Here is a 25,604-nt window from a genome sequence, read left to right on the forward strand (position 1 = left end):
CTCCCTGACGCCTCCTGCCGTGCTGATCGGCTGCTCAGCTGCCGAGCCCCGGACCTCTGCAGCTCAGTAGCTCAGCTGTTCTGCGTGGGCATCTTCCTGCGGCGTATGGATCGGCTGGAGGACAGCGGCCTGCGCAGTGGCCCGCTGCTCGGGGAGAGTGGGTCCGCAGCTCGAGGATGAGCGGGCCCACTGCGCCCTCTTCATGATCCTCAGCTCCGGACCGACACCCGACGGCTGCCCCGTGGAAGCGGTTGGAAACAGGATTGAACGGGATGAACGGCCCGCCACCCGGTCGGCCCCACGACGCCTTGACCTCAAGTCTGGTCGAGGTTTGAGACTGGCACGGCGACCGGGCAGGCCGGGTGGTCCGCTCCCGGCCGAATGGAGGGGTGTGAACCGCATGCGTGCTATACGAGTGGCCGAATACGGAGGGCCCGAGGTCCTGGTGCCGGTGGAGGTGCCGGACCCGGTGCCCGGGGACGGGGAGGTCGTCGTACGCGCCGAGGCCGTCGACACCATCTACGTCGAGACGCAGATCCGCCGCGGAGACTGGGGTGAGACGTTCGGCATCGCCCTCCCCTACGTGCCGGGCGGCGCGGCCGCCGGGACCGTCGTCTCCGTCGGCCCGGGCGTCGACCCGTCCTGGATCTGCCGCCGGGTCCTCGCCGGGGCCGGCACGAGGGGTGCGTACGCCGAACTCGTTCTTACCGGCGCGGACCGTCTGGTGCCCGTACCGGAGGGCCTAGGTTCCCGCGAGGCGGCCGCTCTCGCGCACGACGGCGTGACCGGCATGGGCATCATGGAAGGCATCGCGATCAAGCCGGGCGACCGTGTGCTGATTCTGGGAGCGGCGGGCGGCATGGGAACGCTGCTGGTCCAGCTCGCCCACTCGGCCGGTGCCCAGGTCGTCGGGGCCGCGCGAGGCCCACAGAAGCTGGCACTGGTCAAGCGGTTGGGTGCCGACGCCGTCGTCGACTACTCGGAGGACGGTTGGACGCAGCGGGTAGGGGAAGCGTTCGGCGGACTGCCCGTGGACGTGCTGCTGGACGGGGTGGGCGGCGAACTGGGCCTCCACGCCTTCGAGTTGGTGACGGACGGCGGACGCGTATCCGCCCATGGCGCGTCGAGCGGTGGCTTCGCCGAGCTGGACCAGGAGGGCGCGCGCAGCCGCGGAATCGTCCTCCGGGGTATCGCAGACGTGCAGTTCGAGGCGCCGGAGATCGTACGGCTGGCCAAGAAGGCGCTCGCCGAGGCCGCTGCGGGTCGGCTGCGCCCGGTGATCGCACGGGAGTTCCCGCTGTCCCAGGCGGCTGACGCCCACCGCGCGATAGAGGCCCGCTCGGTCGCGGGCAAGGCCCTGCTCATCCCGTAACGCACCTGCCGGCGGCCGGGCGGGCGAATGATGTGCCGCCGGCCACGGGTTGATCTCGGCTCGGAGAACGGGCGCATGGAGCCTGCGGTTCCGTAGGAACGTACGAGCATGTCCCTCGGTCCCGGTTCCCGTATGCCGCCTCTGCCGGAGACGCGGCCCCGGCGTCCTGCGGCTTCGGGCACCCGGGGCGACGCGTTCGCGGGTGGCTGCATCAGCCTGATCCTGCTGCTCGTGGAGATCCCGGTCGGCTTCCTGCTGGTCATGGCGCTGGGGTTGCGCGGCTGGGCCCGTTCGAGCGGGTCCGGATCCGCGGATTCCACGGTGGGCGCCGGGGCGCCGCCGATGGACTGGGTGCCGGTGCTCTGGCTCGGCGGGTTGACGCTGGCCGTCCTGGTGATCGCCGTGGTCCTCCTGCGCTCGGCGCATCCGTTCGCGGGTTCCCTCCAACTGCTCGTCGCGGCCATCGGACTGGTCGTCACGATCACTGCCTGGCAAGCCGAGTACGAGCGTGCCCATCCGGCTCCGCTGCCGCCGTGCCCGACGCGGGCCGGTGTGCCGTGCACCGACGACGGCCCGTCGCCCTGGTTCTCGTACGACCCGGGCCGCACCGGACACCAGTGCCGCAGCGGCGGGAGCAGCGACGAATGCGCGGACAGCGGACGCTGAGGCGGGTGCTCTGTCGTCGTGGCCGCCAGGCGTTCGGCGCGGCCGGTGACGGTTCAGCGCGACGGTGACGCCGAGGTGGGCGGTGTGGGCGGCAGGTCGTAGACGTTGCCGGGCGTGACGATGGTGGTGACGGCCTTCGCGAACAGCGTGCTGTTCTCGTTGTTCTCGTAGGGGGTGTCCGTGTTGGTGAGGACCACGAGCGTCGCCTCGGCGGAGGGCAGATAGACGGTCACCGACTGGTAGCCGGGCAGTGAGCCGTTGTGTCCGATCCAGCCGTGGTTGTCGAAGATGCCGAGGCCGTATCCGGTTCCGGCGTAGCCGGTGGGCAGGGTGCGCAGTCGCTGTGCCTGCGTGGCGGGCTTGAGCAGCGTGCCGGTCGCGACGATACGGGCCCACTCGCGGAGGTCGGACAGATCCGAGATCAGCGCCCCGGCGGCCCACGCCCAGGACGGGTCCCAGTTCGTCGCATCGGCGACCTCGCCGTTCAGTGTCTGGGTGGTGTAGCCGTGTGCGTGCGGTTCGGGGAACTCGGTTCCGGTGGGGAAGAGCGTGTTGTCCAGGCCGCTCGGCTCCAGGACCTGCTGCCGCAGATAGTCGGCGAGGGGCCTGCCGCTCGCCTTCTCCACGACCAGGCCGAGCAGGATCAGGTTCGTGTTGGAGTAGTTGAACTTCTGCCCGGGCTCGAAGCCCGGGGGGTGCTTGAAGGCGTAGTCGAGCAGTTGCTGCGGTGTGAACCGCCGGTTGGGGTCGGAAAGGAAGGCTTTGTCGAAATCCGGGTCCTCGGTGTACGAGAACAACCCGCTGCGCATCTCGGCGAGCTGACGCAGGGTGATCCGGTCGCCGCTGGGGACGCCGTCCACGTACTTCGAGATCGGATCGTCGAGGCCGATCTTCCCCTCGTCCACCAGCCGCAGCATCGCGGTCACGGTGAAGGTCTTCGTCTCGCTGCCGATCCGCATGTGCAGCCCTTCCGACATCGCGGCGCCGCTGCTCTTGTCGGCGACGCCGAACGCCCGGACGTAGCTGCCCTTTCCCGGGATCCACAGCCCCACGATGACGCCGGGCACGTCCGCCTGACGCTGTGTGCGGGTGATGGCCGTGTCGAGTTCGTCCGCCACGTCGGGAGTCAGTGCGCGGACCGAGGCACCGGGAGAGGGCGACCCGGACGTCGCGACCGCCGCGGCCGGCGGGGCGGACGTCGGGGTGCCGGTGCACGCCGCGGATGTCAGCAGCCCCGCGGCGGCGAGTGCCGCCGCTGCGATCCTGCCGTGTCTGCGCTTCATCCGGGGTGTCTCTTTCGGCCGAGAGGTCGTGACGCCGGCACGCGGACCGGAAGCGGGTCGGGCCCCGGAGACCGGACGCCTGCCGCCCCCAACGTACGTCGGGGATAAGCGTCCTACGGTGTCACCGGGCCCGGCGCTGACCCGTTCGGCGGCGTCCTGGCGGCCGACTGCCCGCCGCTCCTGACGCGTCGACAGTTACTGGAGCCGGATTACGGTGTCGAGGCGGACACGGAGGGCCCGGCTCCCGGCCCGTACGCCGTCAGGAAGCGGTCGCGGAAGGCGTCCATGCGCCAGACCGGGGCATCGGGGCCGGGCTTGAGGCCTTCCTGCCAGGCCCAGTCGGAGATGCGGTCCAGCACGGCCTGGTCGCGGGCGGCGATGGCGATCGGCACGTCACTGCTCGCGCTGTCGCCGGTGACGGTCCGGACGGGCTCGTGGTCGCCGAGGAAGATGAGCACCGTGTTCTTGTTGCCGTACTTCTCCACGTAGGAGACGAGGGTGTTCAGGGAGTACTCGATGGAACGGCGGTACTCCGTGCGCACCTGGCCGGAGTCCTTCCATACCTGCTTGGGGTCCTTGCCCGCCTTCTCGATGGCGTTGTAGACGGAGCCGTCACCGACCTCGTCCCAGCCGATCGTCCTGGGGACGGGAGCCCAGGGGTTGTGGCTGGAGGTCAGGATGATCTCCGACATCAACGGCTTGTCGCCCGGCCTGCCGTGCTCGAGACGCTCGAAGGCCGTGAGGGCGTACTGGTCGGGCATGGTGGACCAGCTGAACTTCGGGCCTTCGTACCCGAGGTCGCGTGAGTCGTAGACCTTGTCGAAGCCGTAGAACCTTCCCTCCGGCCAGGACTTGGTGACGCCCGGCATGATGCCGACCGTCCGCCAGGCGTCGGTGCGGCGGAAGGCGCTGACGAGGGAGAGGCGGTCGCTGGCGGTGACGCTGCGGTAGCGCTGCTGGTTGTCGATCCACAGGCCCGTCGCGAAGGTCGAGTGGGCCAGCCAGCTGCCGGCGCCGTACGTCGGTGAGGTGAGCCAGCCGCTCCGGGATGCGTACCCGGCCGCGCGCAGCCGCCGGGTGCCGTCTGCGAGCACGGCGCCGATATGCGAGGCCATCTCCGGGTCCTCGATCGCTGTGCGTCCGTAGCTCTCGATGAAGGTGAAGATGACGTCCTTGCCGCGCAGCCCGGTCAGCAGCTCGTCGGGCGGGGTGTCGGCGAAGCCGTCGACGCCCGCCTCCCTGGCGAACGCCTTCTCGTCCTTCAAGGTCGCGTTCACTCGGTCCACGCGGTCCTGGACGAGCTCGGCCGTGCTCCTGGAAGCGAGTGGTGCGCCGGCGACCTGCACGCCGAGGGCCGTGGAGGTGATCCAGACAGTGCCCAGCACCAGGGTGGTACGGGTCGCCGCGGCGCTGTGCCGGGTGATGAGGCGGCTCAGCCTGAGGACCGCCAGCGCCATGAGGACGAACAAGGCGATCACGAGGACCACGACCGCGATCACCACCAGGATGGCGCCCGTCCGGCCCACGGAGTCCCTGAGGAACGACTCGCCGTCGTCGAGGAGGATCCAGTCCAGCACCGGGTTGAAGCTTCGGCCGAAGACCGCGTTGAAGCCCATGTCGAGGAAGTTCAGGACGGTCAGCAGGCCGAGGCCGACCCCGGCGAGCACGGCCGCCGCCTGCCTGCCCCTCGGTGGCAGGACGAGGAGTGCGGCTGCGCCGAACATCGCCTCCACCGGTATGCGTATGAACGCGCCGGGCGTGAGGCGGGTCAGCGCGTTCGGCAGGAGCAGGGCCGACAGCACCAGGACGGCGGCCAGGGCTGTGATCAGCGTGGCCACGACCCGCGCCACGGCCGGGTACTTGTCCCGCCAGCCGGCGCCACCGCGCTTCGGAGAGCCCTCCGGGGCCGGGTCGTCCTCCGGGCTCGTGCTTGGCCTGCCCGTGTCCGGCGCCGTGCTTGGACTGCCCGTATCCGGCGCCGTGCTTGGCCTGCCCGTGTCCGGCAGCTGACCGGAGCGTATGAAGAGGGACAACCCGAAGGTCCTTCCGTGCGAAGCCCGGCGGTGGCGCGGCGGACCAGGCTCGGAGATCGGGCCGCCGTTATCCGTACGGCCCGCGCATGCCTTCCGTTCAATCACCGCCGTGTCCGCCGAGGGGAATCGCTCGCCGGGCGCGCCTTCCGCTGAGGAGCGGGCTCTCCACGTATGTTGATCTCAGGCGCCGCCGTACAACGGTGCCGCCTCGCGTTGGTGGTCCAAAGAAAGACGCTCCGCCCCCGGCGGGGAGATGCAGGTGCAAGACCTGCCCAACGCTCTGCAGATCAACGGATCAGGCTCCAGGGTTTTCACGCCCTGGGGCCTTCTGTTGCGAGTGCCGTCACTGCCCTGCGTGGCCTGCGTGGCGGCCCGTCTGTCACCTGGTGAGTCCGGCCTTGTCGCAGGCGGAGCGGAACTCCGGGGTGCAGATATCGTCGATCGTGTACATGCCGTCCTTGACGACGGTCTCTTTGATGTTGTCGACGGTCACGGGCAGCGGAGTGAGCAGGACAGTCGGGATGTCCTTGGTCGTGGCGCTGTCGAGCCGGGTCTTGGCGATGCCCTCGAGGCTCTCTCCGCGGCCCAGTGCGACGGCCATGGTCGCGGCGGCGTCGGCTTCGGGCTTGAAGGGCTTGTACACGGTCATGTACTGGTCGCCGGTCAGGATGCGCTGCACGGCCGCGAGGTCGGCGTCCTGGCCTGTGACGGGCGGGAGCGGCGTGACTCCGGCGGCCTTGAGCGCGGCGATGGCGCCGGAGGCGAGACGGTCGTTGGCGGCGTAGACGCCGTCGACGCTGTCGACACCCAGGGCTGCGATGGCACCGGACATGTTGGCGTGGGCGTTCTCCTCCCGCCACTCCACGGTGTCGTACGTCTTGGCGATCTTCACCTTGTCCTTGAGGACGGACATCGCGCCCCTCTTGAACCAGCCCGCGTTGGGATCGGTGATGGCACCGTTCATCATGACGATCCGGCCACCGTCCGCCTTGTGCCCCATGCCCTTCAGGAGCGCCTCGGCCTGGATCCGGCCGACCTGTGCACCGTCGAAGGTGACGTATCCCGAGATCGGACCCTCGGCGAGGCGGTCGTAGGCGACGACCGGGATGCCGGCTTCCTTCAGGTCCTCGACGGTGGAGCGGAGCGCCGGGGGGTCGACGGCCCCCAGGATCAGGACCTCGACCCCTTTGTTGATCATGGACTCCATCTGCTGCCGCTGGATCGCCGCATCACTGATGGTGTTGTCGTGCAAGAGCCTGCAGTCGCCGCACAACTCCTTGATCTTCTTCTCGATCAGGGGCTTGTCGAACTGCCAGAAGCGGGATTCACGGTCCCCCGGGAGCAACAGGCCGATGGTGAGGCCTCCCTCGTCGGAGCCCGAGCGGTCGCTCTCGGCGCAGGCGGCGGCACCGAGGACCATCGTCAGCGCGGTCAGGACGAGCACTGCACGACTCGGGCGCACGTTCATCCGAGGTACCTCCCTGAGTCGTCTCCCGCCTGGTCCCCCCTGGGTTCGTATCCTCGACCGGCCGACCACGCCATTCAACGCTAACCAGACAATAGACCCATATCGAAATCAGCAGGGTCGTCGCTCCTCCAGCTCTGTTGCACCTCTGGCGAGCTGATGCCTGAGGGCCAGATGAGCTCAGAGGTATTCCGTGGCGGCGTCCAGAAGCCAGTCCGTCAGGTATCCGGCGAAGGACGAACGGACCAGCACCCAGAAACCGTGCTCGCTTTGGTCCCGTGCGACCAGGACGACCTGTGTGCGGGCCAGCGTGGTCTGGGCGCATCGCCCGGGGCGGAAGGCGCGCGGATGGAGGTCCAGCGGGCAGCCGTGGGCCAGCAGGTCGCGGGCGTGCCGACCCGACACGAGGAGAGTGGTGCGCTGGGCCGAGACGTCGGTGACGGCCGCGGGCTCGTCGCCGGTGGCCTCCCGGATACGGGCCTCCAGGTCCGCCTTGCCGTCGGGCGGGCCGACGACGAGCCACTCGTCCGGGCCGAGCCAGAGGGCTGCGAGGTCCCCGGAGCGTACGACCGTGTTCGGTTCGAGCGGCAGGTGTAGTCCGAGAGCGAGCCCGACGGCGTCCGCGGCCGCTCCCTTGGGGTCGAGGCGGACGGTGATCTGGGTGACGAAAGGCACCTCGGCCAGCCGCAGGGCGCCGTCGGAGGCTCGGGTGGCGGCGGCGAGACGTTCGGCGGCGCCCGCCAGGGGGCTGCGGCGGGAGGTGCGACGTGCGATCTCAGCCATCGCGGCGGGCTCCCTCGGGGTCGTAGAGGACGGGGCTTGCGACGGTCACCGGCACCAGTCGGCCGCCCACGGGCGCGTAGAGCCGTTCGCCGATGCGGTCGCGGCCGCCCTTGATCAGGGCGAGGGCGAAGGTGCGGCCGAGGGCCGCGCTGCGGTAGCTGGAGGTGATATGGCCGAGCATCGGCACCGGCGGCTCGGGCAGCACGCTGTCGGCGACCAGGTGGGTGCCCTCGGGGAGGAAGGTGCCCGGGTCCTCGGGGAGGAGGCCGACGAGGTGTTTGCGGCCGGGGCGGACGGTGTCGGCGCGGGCATAGGAGCGCTTGCCGATGAAGTCGGGCTTCTTCTTCGACACAGCCCAGCTCATGCCGAGGTCCTGGGGGGTGACGGTGCCGTCGGTGTCCTGCCCGATGATGGGATAGCCCTTCTCGGCGCGCAGGACGTGCATGGTCTCGGTGCCGTACGGGGTGATGCCCAGCGGTGCCCCGGCCTCGTACAGCGTTTCCCAGAGGGCGAGGGCGTCCCACGGCGACACATTGATCTCGTACGCCAGTTCACCGGAGAAGCTGATCCGGCAGACGCGCGCCGGGATGTCGGCGACGGTCGTCTCGCGCCAGGCCATGAACGGGAAGCTGTCGTTGTCCACGGCCAGGTCCGGCGCGAGCGTGCCGAGGAGTTCGCGGGATCGGGGGCCGACGAGGGCGACGGTGGCCCACTGCTCGGTTACGGACGTGCAGTGGACGCGCAGGTCGGGCCACTCGGTCTGCAGCCACTCCTCCATCCAGTCCAGTACGGCGGCCGCGTTGCCGGTCGTGGTGGTGACGAGGAAGCGGTCGTCGGCGAGGCGGATGACGGTGCCGTCGTCGAACACCATGCCGTCGAGGCGGCACATGACGCCGTAGCGGATCATGCCGACCTTGAGGGTGCTGATCATGTTGGTGTAGAGCCGGTCGAGGAAGACGGCGGCGTCCGGGCCCTGCACGTCGATCTTGCCGAGCGTGGAGGCGTCCATGAAGGCCACGCCCTCGCGGGCGGCGCGGCACTCGCGCAGCACGGCCGCCTCCATGTCCTCGCCGTCCTGGGGGTAGTACCAGGGGCGCTTCCACTGGCCGACGTTCTCGAAGAGCGCGCCGTGGGCGGTGTGCCAGTCGTGCAGGGCGGTGACCCGGACCGGGTCGTGGAGCACGCCCCGGTCGCGGCCTGCGAGGGTGGCGAAGGAGACGGGGGTGTACGGGGGGCGGAAGGTCGTGGTGCCGAGGGCGGAGACGTCGACGCCGAGGAGGTGGGCGACGGTGCCGCTGGCGAGTACGCCGGAGGTCTTGCCCTGGTCGTTGGCGGTGCCCGCGGTGGTGTAGCGCTTGGTGTGCTCGACCGAGCGCATTCCCGCGCCGGTCGCCCGGGCCAGGTCGTCCACGGTGACGTCGCGCTGGAGGTCCACGAAGCGGGGGCCGTCGGCGGCGCCCGGGACGACGAAGACGTGCATGGGCGGGGACTGCGGTTCGGCGGGCACGTCGGGGAGGCGGGGTGCCTCGGCGGTGTAGCCCTCGGCCTCGATGGCGCGGGCGCCGGCAGCCGCGCCCTGTTCGAGGACGGCTGGAAGGTCGAAGGCGCCGTTCGCGGAGCCTGCGACCTCGACCGCCTGACGGCAGGTGTCGGGGACGAAGGTGCCGAGCGCCTCGTCGTAGCGGAGCTTTCCGCCTGCTTGGCTGAAGAGGTGGGCTACGGGGTTCCAGCCGCCGGAGACGAGGAGCAGGTCGACGGCGAACTCGCGCTGTCCCACGGATTCTCCGTAGGGAGCGACGGTCACCGCGGTGAGGCGCGCCCCTCCTTCGGTATCCACGACCGCGTGCCCGGTCAGCACCTCGATCCCGGTGGCCCGGGCGCGGCGCGCCCACTCCCCCGGCTCGGAGCGGGTGTCGATGATCGCGGCGATGTTCACGCCCGCTGCGGCCAGGTCCAGGGCGGCTGCGTAGGCGCTGTCGGTGGTGGTGAAGACGGCGGCGTGGCGGCCAGGGAGTACGCCGAAGCGGTTGACGTACGTGCGGGCCGCGGCGGCCAGCATGATGCCCGGGCGGTCGTTGTCGGGGAAGGCCAGCGAGCGCTCGTGGGCCCCGGTGGCCAGGACGACTCTGCGGGCGCGGATGCGCCAGACGCGCTCGCGGGATACGTGCTGGGGGGCCGCTGCGCCGAGGTGGTTCCTGCGGCGCTCGACAGCGAGGAGATGGTTGTCGTCGTAGTAACCGAAGACGGTGGTGCGGCGCAGCACGCGGACTTCGGGTGCGTCGTCCAGCAGGGCGCCGATCTCCTCGGTCCAGTCCGTGAGTTGCCCCCTGCCGAGCAGACTTCCGCCCAGTTCGGGCTGGTCGTCGGCGAGGATGACGCGGGCGCCGCTGCGGGCGGCGGCGGCCGCGGCGGCGAGTCCCGCCGGGCCCGCGCCTACGACCAGGAGGTCGCAGTGGGTGTGGACGGCGTCGTAGCGGGCGGGGTCGGGTTCGGTGGCGAGCCTTCCCTGGCCGGGGAGGCTGGTGGCGACGAGTCCGTCGTACAGCTCGACGGCCGTCGCCGGGAGCATCGGCTCGGGGAAGGGTTCCTCGACCTGGATGACGGCGTTCGGCTCTTCTACGCCGGCCGAGAAGATGCCCCGGGGGCGACCGAGTTTGATGCTGGTGCCGGTCTGGATGACGCCGTTTGCCAGGAGGGCGGAGGCGAGGGTGTCGCCGCGGTAGCCCTCGTACTGGGTGCCGTCGAAGACGAAGGTGAGGGGTTCATTGCGGTGGACTCGGCCGCCGGTGTTCAGCCGGAACGGCTGGGTTCCGGCTGGTGTGGCGGCGTCCACGGGGGCTTGCGGCTTCGTCGCCGGGTGCGGGACGGTGGCCGGGGCTTTCTGGTCCCCCACCCCGCCCCTTCCCGTCACCACGGGCTCCGCCCCTGGACCCCGCTGGGGGCTTTGCCCCCAGACCCCCGACCGCCCTTCGGGCTCGTCCTCAATCGCCGGACGGGCTGAATTGACCGGGCGCGCCTCGCCCACCCTGTACACCGCCAGGATCTCGTTCGTCGACGTGTCGCGCACGGCGTTGAACCAGCGGCGGCAGCCCGCCGCGTGGCTCCAGCGTTCCGCGAACGGGCCCTTGGGGTTGTCGCGGAAGAAGAGGTAACGCGCCCACTCCGCATCCGTCAGGGACGCGGGGTCCTCGGGATAGGGGACGTGCGCCTGACCGCCGTAGTGGAACTCGGCCTCGTCACGGGGTCCGCACCAGGGGCATGGGATGAGCAGCATCGGTTCGGCTCCTCAGTGGGCCACCGCGGCCGCGCCGTGCTCGTCGACGAGCGCGCCGGTGGTGAAACGGTCGAGCGAGAAGGGGGCGTTGAGCGGATGGGGCATGTCGTGGGCGATGGTGTGGGCGTAGACCCAGCCGACGCCGGGCGTGGCCTTGAACCCGCCGGTCCCCCAGCCGCAGTTGAGGTAGAGGTTGCCGACCGGGGTGAGCCCGATGATCGGTGAGGCGTCGGGGCTGACGTCGACGATGCCGCCCCAGGTGCGCAGTACATGAGCCCGGGCGAAGACCGGGAAGAGTTCCAGGGCGGCGGACATCTGCTGTTCGATGATGTGGAAGGCGCCGCGCTGGGTGTAGGAGTTGTACGCGTCGATGCCCGCGCCCATCACCAGTTCGCCCTTGTGGGCCTGGCTGACGTACACGTGCACCGCGTTGGACATGACGACCGTCGGGTGCACCGGCTCAAGGAGTTCGGAGACCAGCGCCTGCAACGGGTGGCTCTGGAGGGGAAGTTCGAAGCCTGCCATGGCGGCCAGTACCGAGGTGTGGCCGGCCGAGCACAGCGCCACCTTCCCGGCCGCGATCGGGCCGAGCGTCGTCTGCACCCCGACGACCCGGCCGCCGACGACGTCGATGCCGGTGACCTCGCAGTTCTGGATGATGTCGATGCCGGCGGCGTCGGCCGAGCGGGCGAGGCCCCAGGCGACGTGGTCGTGCTTGGCGATGCCGGCGCGCGGCTGGTAGGTACCGCCCATCACCGGATAGCGCACGTCGGGCGAGATGTTGACGATCGGGCAGACGTCCTCGACCTGCTGCGGGTCGAGCCACTCGGCATCCACGCCGTTGAGCCGGTTGGCCTCGACACGGCGGACACTGTCGCGCACGTCCTGCGGGCTGTGGGCAAGGTTCAGCACACCCCGCTGGGAGAAGAGGATCGGGTAGTCGAGCTCGTCCTCCAGTCCCTCCCACAGTTGGAGTGCGTGCTCGTATATTCCGGCGCTCTCGTCCCACAGGTAGTTGGAGCGGATGATGGTGGTGTTGCGGGCCATGTTGCCGCCCGCGAGCCAGCCCTTCTCCAGTACGGCGACGTTGGTGATGCCGTGGTTCTTCGCCAGGTAGTGGGCGGTGGCGAGGCCGTGGCCGCCGCCGCCCACGATCACCACGTCGTACGACGCCCTGGGCTCAGGGGTGCGCCACAGCCAGTCGGGGTGCTCGGGGAGGTCGGCACCCGGGGTACGGGGGCTCATCGGGCGTCTCCTGAAGGGTGCGGAGGGAGAGCTAGGGAAACCAATCCAGCCCCTAGCCACGCAGTCGGGACATCGACGGGTCGAACAGAGGCTCGTCGGCGACGACCGCCGTGATGCGCCGGTCGAAGTAGCCGATGTGCACGGTGTGTCCGGGGGTCGCGAGGTCGGCGGGCAGCCATGCGTACGCGATGCCCTTGCCGATCGTGTAGCCGTACGCGGCGCTGGTCACGTAGCCGACAGGGCGGTCGCCGTCGTACACGGGCTCCTTGCCCATCACGACGGCCGCCGGGTCGTCGATGGTCAGGCAGGTCAGCCGGCGCCGTACGTCGGCCTTGCGCCGCTGAAGTGCGGCCTTGCCGATGAAGTCGTCCTTGTCCAGCTTCACCGCGAAGCCGACACCCGCCTCGTAGGGGTCGTGCTCGTACGTCATGTCGGTGCCGAAGGAGCGGTAACCCTTCTCCAGGCGGAGGCTGTTGAAGGCGCCCCGGCCGGCAGCGATACCGCCCAGCGGCCGGGCCGCCTGCCACAGCGTGTCCCACAGCTTCAGACCCATGTCGGCGGTGGTGTACAGCTCCCAGCCGAGCTCCCCGACGTACGACAGGCGCATCGCGGTGACGGGCACGGAGCCGATGTGGGCGCGCTTGGCGCGGAAGTACTTCAGACCGTTGTTGGAGAAGTCCGAGTCGGTGAGCGGCTGCAGGACCTGGCGGGCCAGTGGACCCCACAGTCCGATGCAGCACGTGCCGGCGGTGATGTCGCGGACTGCCACGGAGCCGTCGGAGGGCAGGTGGCGAGTGAACCAGTCGAGGTCCAGGTTGCCGTTGGCGCCGACCTGGAAGAGGTCGGTGGCGAGCCGGGCGACGGTGATGTCGCTGCGGATGCCGCCGTCGTCGTCGAGGAGCAGCGTGTACGTGACGGAGCCGACCGACTTGTCGACCTTGCCGGTGGACATCCGCTCCAGGAAGGCGGCGGCGCCGGGACCGGCGACCTCGAGCCGCTTGAGGGCCGTCATGTCGTACATGGCGACGGTCTCGCGCGTCGCCTGCGCCTCAGCGCCGACGATCGGGGACCAGTAGCGCCCCGCCCAGTGGTTGGGAGTGGGGATCGAACGGCCTTGCACCAGGCCCGCGTTGTCCTCGTACCACTGAGGTCGTTCCCAGCCCGTCGCCTCCAGGAAGAACGCGCCCAGCTCCTGCTGGCGGGCGTAGAAAGGGCTCGTGCGGATCGGGCGCGGGTGCCCCGACGGCTCGAGCGGGTGCAGGATGTCGTAGACCTCGACGAAGTTCTGGCAGTCGCGGGCGAGGACATACTCCGGGGAGAGCTGGTGCGGCTCGAAGCGGTTGACGTCGCACTCGTGCAGGTCGAAGGACGAGCAGTAGCCGTCGACCAGCCATTCGGCGACGGCTCGGCCCACGCCCGCGGAGTGGGTGACCCAGACGGCCTCAGCGACCCAGAAGCCCTTGACGTCCGGTGACTCGCCAAGCAGGGGCAGGCCGTCGGTGGTGAAGGAGAACAGGCCGTTGATGCCCTCCTCGACCTTGGCCTCCCGGGTGGCGGGGAGCAGGGCCTGGGTCTCGGTCCAGGCGTCCTCGAAGTCCTCCTCGGTGAACTTCAGTACCGACGGCATTTCGTCGGCCTCTTCCACGGAGAGGATGTCGTCGGCGGAGATCGGCATGGGTCGGTGGCCGTAGTAGCCGATGCCGAGGCCGTCGAAGCGGTCGCGGTAGTAGAGGTCGGCGTCCTGGTGGCGCAGGATCGGGCGGACGGCCTCTTCCGTCTGGCCCGCCAGGGCTGGTACCGGGCCGGTCCAGGCGAGCTGGTGGGCGAGCGGCGTGAGCGGCAGGTTCATGCCGACCATGCGGGCGATCCTGGGGCCCCAGATGCCGGCGCAGCAGACGACGATGTCGGCGGGGATCTCGCCCTGGTCGGTGAGGACGCCGGTGACGCGGCCGTCGCTCTGCTGCACGTCGAGGACTTCGTGTCGGGCGAGGAAGCGTACGCCGCGCTCGGTGGCCCGGCGGATCTGAGCCTCGACGGCGAGGACGGCCTTGGCGAGGCCGTCCGTCGGGACCAGCAATCCGCCGAGGATCTTGTCCCGGTCCACCAGCGGGTGCTGCTCGACGCACTCCTCCGGGGTGAGGATGCGGGCCTCGATGCCCCAGGCGGTGATCCAGCCGTGGCGGCGGTGGAGTTCGGCGAGGCGCTCGGGCTTGGTGGCCACCTCCAGGCCGCCGACCTGCAGGAAGCAGGGCTGCCCGTCGACGTCGAGGGAGCAGAGCTTCTCGATGGTGTAGCGCGCCAGCTCGGTCATGGTCTTGGAGGGGTTCGTCTGGAAGACCAGGCCCGGGGCGTGCGACGACGATCCCCCGGTGGCGGGGAGCGGGCCCTGGTCGACAACCGTCACTTCGGTCCAACCGCGCGCGGAGATCTCGTCCGCGAGCGCCGCCCCCACGACGCCCGCTCCGATGATCACCACTCGGGGTCCCGCCATCGCCGCACCTCCGAATTGAAAGCAAGGGAAAGCAATCCAGTTGCTGTGTGCGCAACATGCTTCAGGCTGCGCAACTCAATTTGCCCGCCGTGAAGGTAGGTGTCAAGGGCTCCATGACGTCGGAAAACAGCCCGAAACACGGCGATGCCCGGCGGGCCGGGCGCACGGTTGCGCACGGCCCGCCGGGCACGTCCGAGGTCTGCGGATCCGCTCCTACTTGAGCCAGGCGTCGACCTTGTCCTTGTTGGCCTCGACCCACTTCTTCGCCGCCGCCTCGGGCGACATCTTGTCCACCGCGATGTACTTGGCGACGGTGTTCTGGTCGTCGTTCGTCCAGGTGAAGTTCTTCACCAGGTCGTAGGCGGGGCTGCCGGACTTGGCGAACTTCGCGCTGACGATCTTGTCGAGGTCGTAGACGGGGTAGTCGCAGGCGACCTTCGCGGCGTCGGCGTCACAGCCCTCTGTGTACTTCGGCAGCTCGACCTTGACCAGCGGCACCTCGGACAGGAACCACTGCGGCTCGTAGAAGTAGCCGATCACCCATTCCTTGTTCTTCTCGGCCTTGCGGTACGCCTGGATGAGAGCGGTCTCGCTGCCCGCGTACACCACCTTGAAGTCGAGCTTCAGGTTCTTCACCAGCGCCTCGTCGTTGGTGACGTACGACGGGTCGCCGTCCAGCAGTTGGCCCTTGCCGCCCGACTCGGAGGTCTTGAACTTGGAGGCGTACTTGTTGAGGTTCTCCCAGTTGGTGATGTCCGGGTGCTCCTTGGCCAGCCACGGCGGCACGTACCAGCCGATGACGCCCTTGTTGCCGGTAAGCCCGGCGTCCACGGCGGTCTTCTGCTGGGTGATGTACTTCTTCTTCAGGTCGTCGTGGGCCCAGTTCTCCACGATGGCGTCGACCTCGCCCGACCCGAAGCCCTGCCAGGCGATCTCTTCCTTCAGGTCCTTCGTCTTGACCGTGCAGCCGAGCTCGTGCTCCGCGACATAGCCGATGACCGCCGCGTTGGCCTCGTAGCCCACCCACGGGTTGATCGCGAGGTTGAAGGTGCCGCACTTGCCCGAGCTGTCCGAACCGGCGGAGTCCTCGCCGACCTTCGCACCGCCGCAGGCGGTGAGGGTGAGTCCGAGAACCGCCATACCGGCCGCGCCGACTCTCCACTGTCTTGCTTGCCATGCCATGGTCCGTGCTCCTTATGCGCTGGTGCGTCGCGCCGCAGCCTGAGTGATCCGGTCGAACATGACTCCGAGCAGTACGATGGCGAGCCCCGCCGCCAGCCCCTTGCCGTACAGCTCTCCCTGCGAGAATCCGGCCACGACGTCGTAGCCGAGGGCGCCTGCGCCTACCAGGCCGCCCACAACAACCATCGACAGCACATAGATCAGGCCCTGGTTGGTCGCGAGAGTCAGGGCGCTGCGTGACATCGGCAGTTGAACCTTGGTGATGATCTGCCAGGTGTTGCACCCGGCAGCCGTGGCCGCTTCGACCGTGGTCGCGGGCACGGTCCGCACCCCGTCCGCGATGATCTTCATCGCTACGGGCGCGGCGTAGACGACGGCGGCGACGATCGCGGTGAAGCGTGTCGCGCCGAACAGAGCGAGGAACGGCACGAGATAGACGAACGGCGGCATGACCTGCGCCGCGTCCAGCGTGGGCCGCACGAGCCGGTCCACGAGCGCGCTGCGTCCCATCCACACCCCGAAGACGACGCCGAGCAGCATGACCAGGACCGTCGCCACGATGGTCGAGGCCAGCGTCGTCATGCTGTCCGACCACAGGCCCGTGCCGACCAGCAGGCCGACGCAGACGGCAGCCGTGACACCGGCCCGCCAGCCGCCGAGTACCGTGCCGAGCCCGATCAGTGCCGCGCCGACCAGCCACCACGGGGAGTCGGTGAGCAGCGACTGGAAGGGGTTGAGCAGGCCGTTGGTGAGGGCGTCGCGGAAGGCGTTCGTGAGACCGGACAGGTTGTCCTGGGCCCAGGTGGTCGCGGTGTCCGCCGCACTCGCGATGGCGCTGCCGATGCTGCCCTCGCCGGGGAACTCCGCCGCCCATACGTAGGTGTGGGACAGGTACACGAGGACCGCGGCAACCACTCCGCCCGCGCCCAGCAACGGCCGCCGCCACTTGGCGAATCGGTCCCCCGAGCGCCGGGCCGTCTCCGCCCGTGCGCTGGCCGCGGTGGTGACCCGGTCCAGGACGATGGCCATGACGACGATGGCCAGGCCCGCGTTGAAAGCCGTGCCGACGTCCAGTGACTGCAGGGCCTGGACGACGGTCTTGCCGAGGCCGGGGGCGTCGATCAGGGCCGCGATGGTGACCATGGCGAGGGCGGCCATGATGGTCTGGTTGACGCCCATCACCACGGTCCGCTTGGACATCGGCAGCAGGACCTTCAGCAGCGTCTGCCGCCGCGTCGAGCCCAACGAGTCGGCCGCCTCGACCGTCGTCTCCGGTACGGAACGGATGGCGTGCGCGGTGATACGGATGGCGGGTGGCGCCGCGTAGATCAGCGTGGCGATCGTGGCGGAGGCCGGGCCGATGAGGAAGAACAGGGTGAGCGGGGCCAGATAGACGAAGGTCGGCATCGTCTGCATGAAGTCCAGGAAGGGCGTCATGATCCGGTTGACCCGGTCGGACAGCCCGGCCCACACACCCAGCGGGATGCCGATCAGCAGCGCCACGAACACCGCGGAGACGGTCAGCGCGAGGGTGTCCATGCTCTCCTGCCACAGGCCCTGCAGCCCGAGGAAGGTGAATCCGGCCACGGCGAGGAGTGCGACACGCCAGTTGCCCACGGCCCAGGAGACATAGCCGACGAGGCCGACGACGCCGAGCCAGCCGATCAGCGGGACCGGGCGGCCGGCGGAGGGCTGGGAGATCAGCGCCTGGATGAAGGTCACCAGGTTGTCGATGACCAGGCGGATCTCGTTGAAGAAGTAGAGGAAGAGCGGGTTGGAGTTGCGGTTGGCACCGATCGTGTCATTGACGTCGTTGAACCAGCGGTGCAGATCGGTGAGGTCGGCCGCCGCCAGCGTGAGCGTCTGTTTGCCGCGCAGCACGGCGAAGAGCACCAGCCAGGCGACCAGGATCGCGGCCACCACGACGCGGCGGGAGACCGTGCGTACGGGCGCGACCGGCGCGGCCTTCTCGACGGCGACGGCCATCACGCCCCGCCTTCCTGCCCGGCGACCACCGCGAGGATCTCCTCGTCGCCGACGATGCCGAGCAGCTTGCCGTTCTCGACGACCTTGACCGGCTTGTCGGCCGCGAGCACCGCCCGGGTGGCCTCCTTCACCACAACGTCCGGACCAAGCTCGGGACCGTCCAGGGCGTCACCGTCCGCCGGCGGGCGCATGATCCACCGCAGGGTGAGCACGTCGCCGCGGGGCACGTCCTTGACGAATTCGCGTACGTAGTCGTCGGCGGGTGCGCCGACCAGTTCGTCGCCGGTGCCGCACTGGACCATCTTGCCGTCGCGCATGATCAGGATGCGGTCGCCGAGCTTGAGCGCCTCGGAGAGGTCGTGGGTGATGAACACCATGGTCTTGCCGACCTCGTGGTGCAGGCGGATGACCTCGTTCTGCATGTCGCGGCGGATCAACGGGTCGAGCGCGGAGAACGGCTCGTCGAAGAAGAGCACGTCGGGGTCGCCGGCCAGCGCGCGGGCAAGGCCCACTCGCTGCTGCATTCCGCCGGAGAGCTGGTCGGGGTAGGAGTTCTCGTATCCGGAGAGGCCCACGAGTTCGACGACTTCCAGCGCCCGTTTGGTGCGTTCGGCCTTGCTCATGCCGCGGATCTCCAGGCCGAAGGACACGTTGTCGACGACCCGGCGGTGGGGCAGCAGCCCGAAGTGCTGGAAGACCATGGAGAACTTGCTGCGCCGCAGTTCGCGCAGGCGCTTCGCGTCCGCGCCGCGGATGTCCTCGCCCTCGAAGACGATCTCGCCGGCGGTGGGTTCGATCAGCCGGGTCAGACATCGGACCAGCGTGGACTTGCCGGAGCCGGACAGGCCCATGACGACGAAGACCTCGCCGGGGGACACCTCGAAGTCGATGTCCCGTACGGCGGCGGTGCATCCGGTGCGGTCCATGAGCTCGCGGCGGGTGAGGCCGCACAGCTCCTCGGAGTCCGGGACCTGGTCGGCCTTCGGCCCGAACACCTTCCACAGCCTGCGCACGGATATGACCGGAGTCCCGCCGGGGACCTGGGGAGCGCCGCGCCGCTGCGGCACCTCGATCTGTGTGGGGGTCACGATCGACCTCTTTTCGGCGTTCAGCCGCGGAACCAGTGCTGCGGCCGGGGTTGGATGTTCTGCCAGACGTGCTTGGGCTCCCGGTACTCGTCCAGGCCGGTCGGTCCCAGCTCCCGGCCCACTCCGGAGTGCCCGAAGCCACCCCATTCCGCTTGCGGCACATAGGGGTGGTAGTCGTTGATCCACACGGTGCCGTGGCGCAGCCGCCGCGCGACCCGTTGGGCCTTGCCGGCATCCTGCGTCCATACGGCTCCGGCGAGTCCGTACTCGGTGTCGTTGGCGATACGGACGGCGTCATCCTCGTCGGTGAAACGCTCGACGGTGAGCACGGGGCCGAAGGACTCCTCGTGCACCACGCGCATGTCCTGCCGGCAGTCGTCGAGGACGGTGGGCGGGTAGTAGTAGCCACCCGCGAGCGCGGGGTCGGCGGGGCGTTGGCCGCCGCAGCGAAGTACGGCGCCCTCGGCGATCCCCGCCGCGACGTACGCCTCGACCTTCTCGCGGTGCTGTGCGGAGATCAGCGGTCCGGTCTCGGCCTCGGGGTCGAAGGGCCCGCCGAGACGGATCTGGCGCCCGCGGCGCACGAGTTCGTCGACGAAGGCGTCGTGGAGCGAGTCCTCCACGATCAGACGGGCGCCGGCCGAGCAGACCTGCCCGGAGTGCAGGAAGACGGCCGTGAGAGCGAAATCCACGGCCGTCTCGAAGTCGGCGTCGGCGAAGACCACGTTGGGGTTCTTGCCGCCGAGTTCCAGCGCGACCTTCTTCACGGTCGACGCTGCGGTGGCCATGATCCTCTTGCCGGTCTCCACGCCTCCGGTGAAGGAGACCATGTCGACGGCCGGGTCCTCGGAGAGCGGCGCGCCCACCTCGGGGCCGGTGCCGAGCACGAGGTTGGCGGCTCCCGCCGGGAGTCCGGCCTCCTCCAGCGCCCGCATCAGCAGGATCGAGGTGGAAGGCGTGAGCTCACTCGGCTTGAGGATGATCGTGTTGCCCGCGAGGAGCGCGGGCGCGACCTTCCAAGAAGCTTGCAAGAGCGGGTAGTTCCAGGGAGTGATCAGTCCGCACACGCCGACCGGTTCGTACGTGACGCGGCTGAGGGCGTCGTCACGTCCGGTGTCGACGACGCGGCCGGCGCTGGTCCCGGCGATGCCCCCGTAGTAGCGGAAGCAGGAGACGACGTCGGCGATGTCGTACTCGCTCTCCACCAGCCGCTTGCCGGTGTCCAGCGACTCGGCGCGGGCGAACTCCTTTGCGTCACGCTCGAGGAGGTCGGCGGTGCGCAGCAGCAGTGCACCGCGCTCACGCTCGGGGGTGCGGGGCCAGGGCCCTTCGTCGAAGGCCCGGCGGGCGGCGGCGATGGCGGCCTCGGTGTCTGCGCGCGTCCCTTCGGACACGGTCGCGGCGAGCGTTCCGTCCGCGGGACAGCGGATGTCCCGGCGGCCGGCGGCCACCGGTTCGCGCCATTCTCCGTCCACATACAGGTCTGCCACGCGGGGAGCCCTTCGACCAGAAATTCGTTGCGCATCATGCACTGAATTGCTTGTGGTGGAACACCCTGGCCGAATGAACGGACATACGTCAAGGGGTCAGAGGATGACGATTTCGGCATGGGAGCACTTGTCCGGCGACTCTTGACCGGGGACCTCGCCGAGCCCAACCATGTTGCGTATCGCTCACCATGTTGTGCAATACGCACCGATGGAGGCTACACATGTCCCCTCGACCGCAACCTGGCCGTGAGTACGTCCTCACCCTCTCGTGTCCGGACACCGCCGGGCTGGTCCACGCCGTGAGCGGCTTTCTCGTCAGAAACTCCGGCAACATCCTGGAGAGCCAGCAGTTCGATGATCGACTCCAGGGCCGTTTCTTCATGAGGGTCCATTTCGACGTGTCCGATCCAAACGCCGATTTGAAAAATCTGCGTTACCGATTCGGTCCCGTCGCCGAGGCCTACGGAATTTCCTGGTCGCTCCGGGATGCCTCAACGCCGACCCGGGCTCTCATCATGGTCTCCAAGTTCGGCCACTGCCTGAACGATCTCCTCTTCCGGCGGCGCACCGGCGCGCTCAACATCGAGATCCCCGCGATCGTCTCCAATCACCGCGACTTCGAGGGGCTGGCAGAGACGTACGGCGTCCCCTTCCACCACATCCCGGTCACCAGGGACACCAAGCCCGACGCCGAGGGGCGGTTGATGGAGCTGGTGCGCGAGCTGGACATCGACCTGGTGGTGCTGGCCCGCTATATGCAGGTCCTCTCCGACGACCTGTGCAAACAGCTGGAGGGGCGCGCCATCAACATCCATCACTCCTTCCTGCCCAGCTTCAAGGGGGCGCGCCCCTATCAGCAGGCATACGAGCGGGGTGTGAAGCTCGTCGGCGCGACGGCGCACTATGTGACGCCCGAGCTGGACGAGGGGCAGATCATCGAGCAGGACGTGGTCCGCGTCGACCACTCCCTCGACCCGGACGAACTGGTCACGGTCGGCCGGGACGTGGAGGCGCAGGTTCTGGCCCACGCGGTGAAATGGCACAGCGAGAGCCGGGTGATGGTGGACGGGAACAGGACGATCGTCTTCCGTTGAGCGTTGTGTCGTATACGTCGAGGGGCGGGCCGGATTCCGGCTCGCCTCTCGACGTACTCGTACTCAGCCCACGAGCCGGTCCAGCAGCGCGCAGCGCCAACGCGCCGTCTCCGCATTGCGGGGAGCACCTCGTAGCGGACGCTTTCGAGCAGCGCCCGCAAGCGGTCGGCGCTCAAGGCCTACCCGACCTGCTTCTCGGTGTCACGATGCCGGTAGTACACGGCCTTCGAGGGCGGCAGCGGCTCCTTGCCGAGGATGAGGTCGGCCGCCTTCTCGGCGATCATCATCACCGGAGCGTAGATGTTGCCGTTGGTGACGTACGGCATCACCGACGCGTCGACGACGCGCAGCCCCTCCACGCCGTGCACGCGCATGTTCGTGGGGTCGACGACGGACATCTCGTCGGTACCCATCTTGCAGGTGCAGGAGGGGTGCAGAGCGGTCTCGCCCTCCTTCGCGACCCAGGCGAGGATCTCCTCGTCCGTCTCGACGGACGGTCCCGGCGAGACTTCCCCCTCGTTGTACGGGGCGAGCGCGGGCTGATTGAGGAGCTTGCGGGCCACGCGGATCGCCTCGACCCACTCACGGCGGTCCTGCTCGGTGGACAGGTAGTTGAAGCGCAGCGCCGGGTGCTCCTCCGGGTCCCTGCTCTTGATCTTCACAGAGCCGATGGCGTCGGAGTACATGGGCCCGACGTGCACCTGGTAGCCGTGCCCGCCGGAGGGCGATGAGCCGTCGTAGCGAACGGCGATGGGCAGGAAGTGGAACATCAGGTTGGGGTAGTCCACGTCCTCGTTGCTGCGGGCGAAGCCGCCCGCTTCGAAGTGGTTCGTGGAGGCCGGACCCTTGCGGAAGAGCCACTGCAGGCCGATGAAGGGGGCACGCCACTTCGCCATGTACGGCTGCATCGAGACGGGCTGCTTGCAGGCGTACTGGACGTACACCTCCAGGTGGTCCTGCATGTTCTCGCCGACGCCCGGGAGATCGTGGACGACGTCGATGCCGAGCGCGCTCAGCTCCTCGGCGTTGCCGACGCCGGAGAGCTGCAGCAACTGCGGGGAGTTGATGGCGCCGCCGCTCAGGATGACCTCTCCGGCGCACACCTGCTGCGTCTTGCCCCCGCGCCGGTACTCGACGCCGACGGCGCGCTTGCCCTCGAAGAGGACGCGGGTGACCAGGGCGCGGGTGGTGATGGTGAGGTTCGGCCGCTTCTTCGCGGGCTTGAGGTACGCCTTGGAGGCGGAGAGGCGGCGTCCCCGGTGGACGTTGCGGTCGAAGGGCGCGAAGCCCTCCTGCCGGTAGCCGTTGACGTCGTCCGTGCGTGCGTACCCGGCCTCCTGGACGGCCTCGAGGAAGGCGGAGAACAACGGGTTGGAGGCGGGGCCGCGCTCGAGGACGAGGGGGCCGTCGTGGCCGCGGAACTCGTCGTCGGGATCGGCCGCGAGACAGTTCTCCATGCGCCTGAAGTACGGCAGGCAGTGCGCGTAGTCCCAGGTGTCCATGCCGGGGTCGGCGGCCCAGCGCTCGTAGTCCATGGGGTTGCCGCGCTGGAAGATCATGCCGTTGATGCTGCTGGAGCCGCCCAGCACCTTGCCGCGGGCGTGGTAGACGCGCCGGCCGCCCATGTGCGGCTCGGGCTCGGACTCGTACTTCCAGTCGTAGAAGCGGCTGCCGATGGGATAGGTCAGCGCCGCGGGCATGTGGATGAAGACGTCCCACGGGTAGTCGGGCCGACCGGCCTCCAGCACCAGCACGCGGTTGCCCGGGTCGGCGGAGAGCCGGTTCGCCAGTGCGCTGCCGGCCGATCCGCCGCCGACGATGACGAAGTCGTAGTGGAGGGAAGCCATGGTGTGCCTCGTCTCGCTCGCGCCGTCGATGTGCGCCGCATGCTAGTACGGGTAGCGCTATACGCACTAGGTTGCGAGAGGCGCAACTTGCAAGATCTGAGTTTCGCTCTCGTTACTTGCGCCGCCGTTGTTTACTGCGCGTATAGTTTCGCTGTGAGCAACTTGAGTTCAGATACCGAGACGACGAGTTCAGGGGCCGGCGGCGTGCAGTCCGTCGACCGCGCCATCAGCGTCCTGGAGATCCTTGCCCAGCGCGGCGAGGCGGGCGTCAGCGAGGTCGCTGCCGAGATCGATGTTCACAAGTCCACCGCGTTCCGCCTGCTCGGCGCCTTGGAGGCCCGCGGCCTGGTGGAGCAGGCGGGCGAGCGCGGCAAGTACAGGCTCGGCTTCGGCATCGTACGCCTGGCCGGTGCGGTCACGGGACGCATCGACATCACCCAGCAGGGCCGCCCGGTCTGCGAGCGCCTCGCGGAGGAGATCGGCGAGACCGTCAACATCGCGGTGATGCAGGAGCGCTACGCGATCAACCTGTACCAGGTGCGGGGTCCGGCGGCGGTCACCGCGCACAACTGGGTCGGTCAGCTGACCCCGTTGCACGCCACCTCCAGCGGCAAGATCCTGCTGGCCCATCTGCCCGCCAAGGAACGCGCCGCGCTGCTGTCCGACGCCGGGCTCGAGAAGCTGACCCCGCAGACCCTGACCTCGAAGACGAAGCTCGAGAAGAACCTCGCCGAGGCCCGGGAGCGCGGCTACGCGTACACCCTGGAGGAGCTGGAGATCGGGCTCCACGCCATGGCCGCCCCCATCCGCAACCGGGACGGAGAGGTCATCGCGTCGCTCAGCGCCTCCGGCCCCTCGTACCGCTTCACCGAGGAGCGCATGCACGAGCTGTCCCCGGTGCTGCTCAAGGGCGCGGAGGAGATCAGCCACCGGATGGGCTTCCTGGGCTGATCCGGCCCCCGCACGGCGCGGCCGTCGCTACTCGGGCTGTCGCGTCCCGAGGCGCTCGTGGATCCAGTCGTGGAACTCGCCGATGTGGTGTTCGCTCGGCACGAGAACGCCGCCCTTGGCGTACAGGCGGGAGCTCATCGCGGGCTGGCAGCGCTCGCAGGCGTCGAAGTCCTGGCGGTTGACCCGGTCGAAGAGCTCCACGGACCTGCTCACGTCCTTGCCGCTCTCCACGACGTGCTTCAGGTAGAGCCAGTCGCACTCGACGATCGTGCGGTCGGCGGCGACCGGGTACATCCGGTGGAAGATCACATGGTCGGGCACGAGGTTGATGAACACCTGCGGCCTGACGGTGATCGCGTAGTAGCGGCGGTCCTGGTCCTCGGAGACGCCCGGAATGCGGTCCAGACCCTCGGAGCCGTCGACCGTGAAGCCCTTGACCTCCGCGCCGAACTCGGCGCCGTGGCCGACGTAGTACTGGGCGGCGTAGCCGTCGGCGAACTCCGGGAGTACCTCGGTGAGTTCGGGGTGAATCGTGGCGCAGTGGTAGCACTCCATGAAGTTCTCGACGATCAGCTTCCAGTTCGCCTTCACGTCGTAGACGATCCGCCTGCCGACCTCGAGGTTCTCCATGTCGTAGTGCTCGATCGACTCGGCGTCGCCGAGGCGTGTGACGACGTCGCCGATCACCTGCTCCTCGAAGGAGGGCGGGCTCTCCGCCAGGCAGACCCACACATAGCCAAGCCATTCGCGGGTGGCCACGCTCACCAGGCCGTACTCGGTGCGGCCGACGTCGGGCATCTTGGTGAGGTTGGGCGCCGCGACGAGCTTGCCCGTCAGGTCGTACGTCCAGGCGTGGTAGGGGCACTGGAAGGCCCGCTTGACCTCGCCGCTCGCCTCCGTGCAGAGCTTGGCCCCGCGGTGCCGGCACACGTTGAAGAAGGCCCGGATCGAGTTGTCCCTGGCCCGGGTGACCAGGATGCTCTCGCGGCCCACCTCGACGGTCCGGAAGGCGCCGGGCCTGGCGAGCTCCGAGGAGCGCACGACGCAGAACCACATGTTCTCGAAGATCCGCTCCTGCTCCTGGGCGAAGATCGCGGGATCTGTGTAGTACGAGCCGGGGAGGGTGGCGATCAGGCTGTCCGGCAGGCTGGTCGAGGTCACAGTGCACTCCTCGCGGGAACGTCGTGGATCGGTCGTGAACGCGCCGGTGGAAGAGCAAATCCGGACGGTGTTGTGCAGCTTGTGCAGAGAAGAAAGCAGTGACTGGCTTGTTGCTTACTGAGCAACCGGCTTGTTGACTGAGCAACCTGGTTGTTGCTCATTCCGCAACCTTGAGTGTGATACGCAACCGCAG

The 25,604-nt window shown here is 69.1% G+C and carries 17 protein-coding genes; 4 read left to right on the plus strand and 13 right to left on the minus strand.

Annotation, left to right across the window (positions count from 1 at the left end; genetic code table 11):
* The first annotated feature begins 400 nt into the window (after nucleotides 1-400).
* Both ACSMXV_RS02880 and ACSMXV_RS02885 read left to right on the plus strand, forming a co-directional pair.
* Nucleotides 401-1,372 (plus strand): zinc-binding dehydrogenase, encoded by a 972-nt coding sequence (locus ACSMXV_RS02880; RefSeq protein ID WP_473176116.1) that lies wholly within the window; start codon nucleotides 401-403, stop codon nucleotides 1,370-1,372.
* 108 nt (nucleotides 1,373-1,480) lie between these two features.
* On the plus strand, nucleotides 1,481-2,038 hold the full coding sequence (locus ACSMXV_RS02885; protein ID WP_473176117.1) for a DUF6234 family protein: 558 nt from the start codon (nucleotides 1,481-1,483) through the stop codon (nucleotides 2,036-2,038).
* Nucleotides 2,039-2,091: 53 nt separating this feature from the next.
* Here the strand turns inward: ACSMXV_RS02885 and ACSMXV_RS02890 are convergent, their stop codons facing one another.
* From ACSMXV_RS02890 to ACSMXV_RS02940, 11 genes are all read right to left on the minus strand, one after another.
* Nucleotides 2,092-3,321, minus strand: coding sequence for a serine hydrolase domain-containing protein (locus ACSMXV_RS02890; protein WP_473176118.1), 1,230 nt, complete (start codon nucleotides 3,319-3,321; stop codon nucleotides 2,092-2,094).
* Nucleotides 3,322-3,530: 209 nt separating this feature from the next.
* On the minus strand, nucleotides 3,531-5,354 hold the full coding sequence (locus tag ACSMXV_RS02895; protein ID WP_473176119.1) for an alkaline phosphatase family protein: 1,824 nt from the start codon (nucleotides 5,352-5,354) through the stop codon (nucleotides 3,531-3,533).
* 379 nt (nucleotides 5,355-5,733) lie between these two features.
* Nucleotides 5,734-6,822, minus strand: a complete 1,089-nt coding sequence (locus ACSMXV_RS02900) for a sugar ABC transporter substrate-binding protein (protein WP_473176120.1) — start codon at nucleotides 6,820-6,822, stop codon at nucleotides 5,734-5,736.
* 177 nt (nucleotides 6,823-6,999) lie between these two features.
* A complete protein-coding gene (locus tag ACSMXV_RS02905; RefSeq protein ID WP_473176121.1) occupies nucleotides 7,000-7,602 on the minus strand; it encodes a sarcosine oxidase subunit gamma in 603 nt (200 codons plus the stop codon).
* Nucleotides 7,595-10,876, minus strand: coding sequence for a sarcosine oxidase subunit alpha family protein (locus ACSMXV_RS02910; protein ID WP_473176122.1), 3,282 nt, complete (start codon nucleotides 10,874-10,876; stop codon nucleotides 7,595-7,597). Before ACSMXV_RS02910 ends, ACSMXV_RS02905 begins: the two co-directional genes overlap by 8 nt.
* Before the next feature lie 12 nt (nucleotides 10,877-10,888).
* Nucleotides 10,889-12,121, minus strand: a complete 1,233-nt coding sequence (locus ACSMXV_RS02915) for a sarcosine oxidase subunit beta family protein (protein ID WP_473176123.1) — start codon at nucleotides 12,119-12,121, stop codon at nucleotides 10,889-10,891.
* 52 nt (nucleotides 12,122-12,173) lie between these two features.
* Nucleotides 12,174-14,612, minus strand: a complete 2,439-nt coding sequence (locus tag ACSMXV_RS02920; RefSeq protein ID WP_473176124.1) for a GcvT family protein — start codon at nucleotides 14,610-14,612, stop codon at nucleotides 12,174-12,176.
* A 213-nt stretch (nucleotides 14,613-14,825) separates the two neighbouring features.
* The gene (locus ACSMXV_RS02925) at nucleotides 14,826-15,794 is read right to left on the minus strand and encodes an ABC transporter substrate-binding protein (protein ID WP_473176125.1); all 969 of its coding nucleotides are present in this window, start codon (nucleotides 15,792-15,794) and stop codon (nucleotides 14,826-14,828) included.
* A gap of 12 nt (nucleotides 15,795-15,806) precedes the next feature.
* Complete coding sequence (locus ACSMXV_RS02930; protein WP_473176126.1) at nucleotides 15,807-17,780, minus strand: ABC transporter permease; 1,974 nt, start codon at nucleotides 17,778-17,780, stop codon at nucleotides 15,807-15,809.
* A complete protein-coding gene (locus tag ACSMXV_RS02935) occupies nucleotides 17,780-18,868 on the minus strand; it encodes a quaternary amine ABC transporter ATP-binding protein (protein WP_473176127.1) in 1,089 nt (362 codons plus the stop codon). The genes ACSMXV_RS02930 and ACSMXV_RS02935 overlap by 1 nt, the downstream gene beginning before the upstream one ends.
* 20 nt (nucleotides 18,869-18,888) lie before the next feature.
* The gene (locus tag ACSMXV_RS02940; protein ID WP_473176128.1) at nucleotides 18,889-20,358 is read right to left on the minus strand and encodes an aldehyde dehydrogenase family protein; all 1,470 of its coding nucleotides are present in this window, start codon (nucleotides 20,356-20,358) and stop codon (nucleotides 18,889-18,891) included.
* Between the two features lie 221 nt (nucleotides 20,359-20,579).
* Here ACSMXV_RS02940 and purU point away from each other — a divergent pair, with 221 nt between their 5' ends.
* Entirely contained in the window at nucleotides 20,580-21,452 is an 873-nt protein-coding gene (gene purU / locus ACSMXV_RS02945; RefSeq protein WP_473176129.1) for a formyltetrahydrofolate deformylase, read from the plus strand.
* A gap of 179 nt (nucleotides 21,453-21,631) precedes the next feature.
* Here purU and betA read toward each other — a convergent pair whose 3' ends face one another.
* Nucleotides 21,632-23,299: a choline dehydrogenase gene (gene betA / locus ACSMXV_RS02950; RefSeq protein WP_473176130.1), complete on the minus strand. Its 1,668-nt coding sequence runs from the start codon at nucleotides 23,297-23,299 to the stop codon at nucleotides 21,632-21,634.
* Nucleotides 23,300-23,503: 204 nt separating this feature from the next.
* Here betA and ACSMXV_RS02955 point away from each other — a divergent pair, with 204 nt between their 5' ends.
* Nucleotides 23,504-24,250 (plus strand): IclR family transcriptional regulator, encoded by a 747-nt coding sequence (locus tag ACSMXV_RS02955; RefSeq protein WP_473179217.1) that lies wholly within the window; start codon nucleotides 23,504-23,506, stop codon nucleotides 24,248-24,250.
* 27 nt (nucleotides 24,251-24,277) lie between these two features.
* Here ACSMXV_RS02955 and ACSMXV_RS02960 read toward each other — a convergent pair whose 3' ends face one another.
* The gene (locus ACSMXV_RS02960; protein WP_473176131.1) at nucleotides 24,278-25,411 is read right to left on the minus strand and encodes an aromatic ring-hydroxylating oxygenase subunit alpha; all 1,134 of its coding nucleotides are present in this window, start codon (nucleotides 25,409-25,411) and stop codon (nucleotides 24,278-24,280) included.
* Nucleotides 25,412-25,604 lie beyond the last annotated feature (193 nt).

It is taken from the genome of Streptomyces sp. DSM 42067 (genome assembly GCF_055792885.1).

What these genes read in the sequence shown, in the direction of transcription:
- ACSMXV_RS02880 (WP_473176116.1), top strand. Translation starts at nt 401, where the DNA reads ATGCGTGCTATACGAGTGGCCGAATACGGAGGGCCCGAGGTCCTGGTG.
- ACSMXV_RS02885 (WP_473176117.1), top strand. Translation starts at nt 1,481, where the DNA reads ATGTCCCTCGGTCCCGGTTCCCGTATGCCGCCTCTGCCGGAGACGCGG.
- ACSMXV_RS02890 (WP_473176118.1), bottom strand. Translation starts at nt 3,321, where the DNA reads ATGAAGCGCAGACACGGCAGGATCGCAGCGGCGGCACTCGCCGCCGCG.
- ACSMXV_RS02900 (WP_473176120.1), bottom strand. Translation starts at nt 6,822, where the DNA reads ATGAACGTGCGCCCGAGTCGTGCAGTGCTCGTCCTGACCGCGCTGACG.
- ACSMXV_RS02905 (WP_473176121.1), bottom strand. Translation starts at nt 7,602, where the DNA reads ATGGCTGAGATCGCACGTCGCACCTCCCGCCGCAGCCCCCTGGCGGGC.
- ACSMXV_RS02910 (WP_473176122.1), bottom strand. Translation starts at nt 10,876, where the DNA reads ATGCTGCTCATCCCATGCCCCTGGTGCGGACCCCGTGACGAGGCCGAG.
- ACSMXV_RS02915 (WP_473176123.1), bottom strand. Translation starts at nt 12,121, where the DNA reads ATGAGCCCCCGTACCCCGGGTGCCGACCTCCCCGAGCACCCCGACTGG.
- ACSMXV_RS02920 (WP_473176124.1), bottom strand. Translation starts at nt 14,612, where the DNA reads ATGGCGGGACCCCGAGTGGTGATCATCGGAGCGGGCGTCGTGGGGGCG.
- ACSMXV_RS02925 (WP_473176125.1), bottom strand. Translation starts at nt 15,794, where the DNA reads ATGGCATGGCAAGCAAGACAGTGGAGAGTCGGCGCGGCCGGTATGGCG.
- ACSMXV_RS02930 (WP_473176126.1), bottom strand. Translation starts at nt 17,780, where the DNA reads ATGGCCGTCGCCGTCGAGAAGGCCGCGCCGGTCGCGCCCGTACGCACG.
- purU (WP_473176129.1), top strand. Translation starts at nt 20,580, where the DNA reads ATGTCCCCTCGACCGCAACCTGGCCGTGAGTACGTCCTCACCCTCTCG.
- betA (WP_473176130.1), bottom strand. Translation starts at nt 23,299, where the DNA reads ATGGCTTCCCTCCACTACGACTTCGTCATCGTCGGCGGCGGATCGGCC.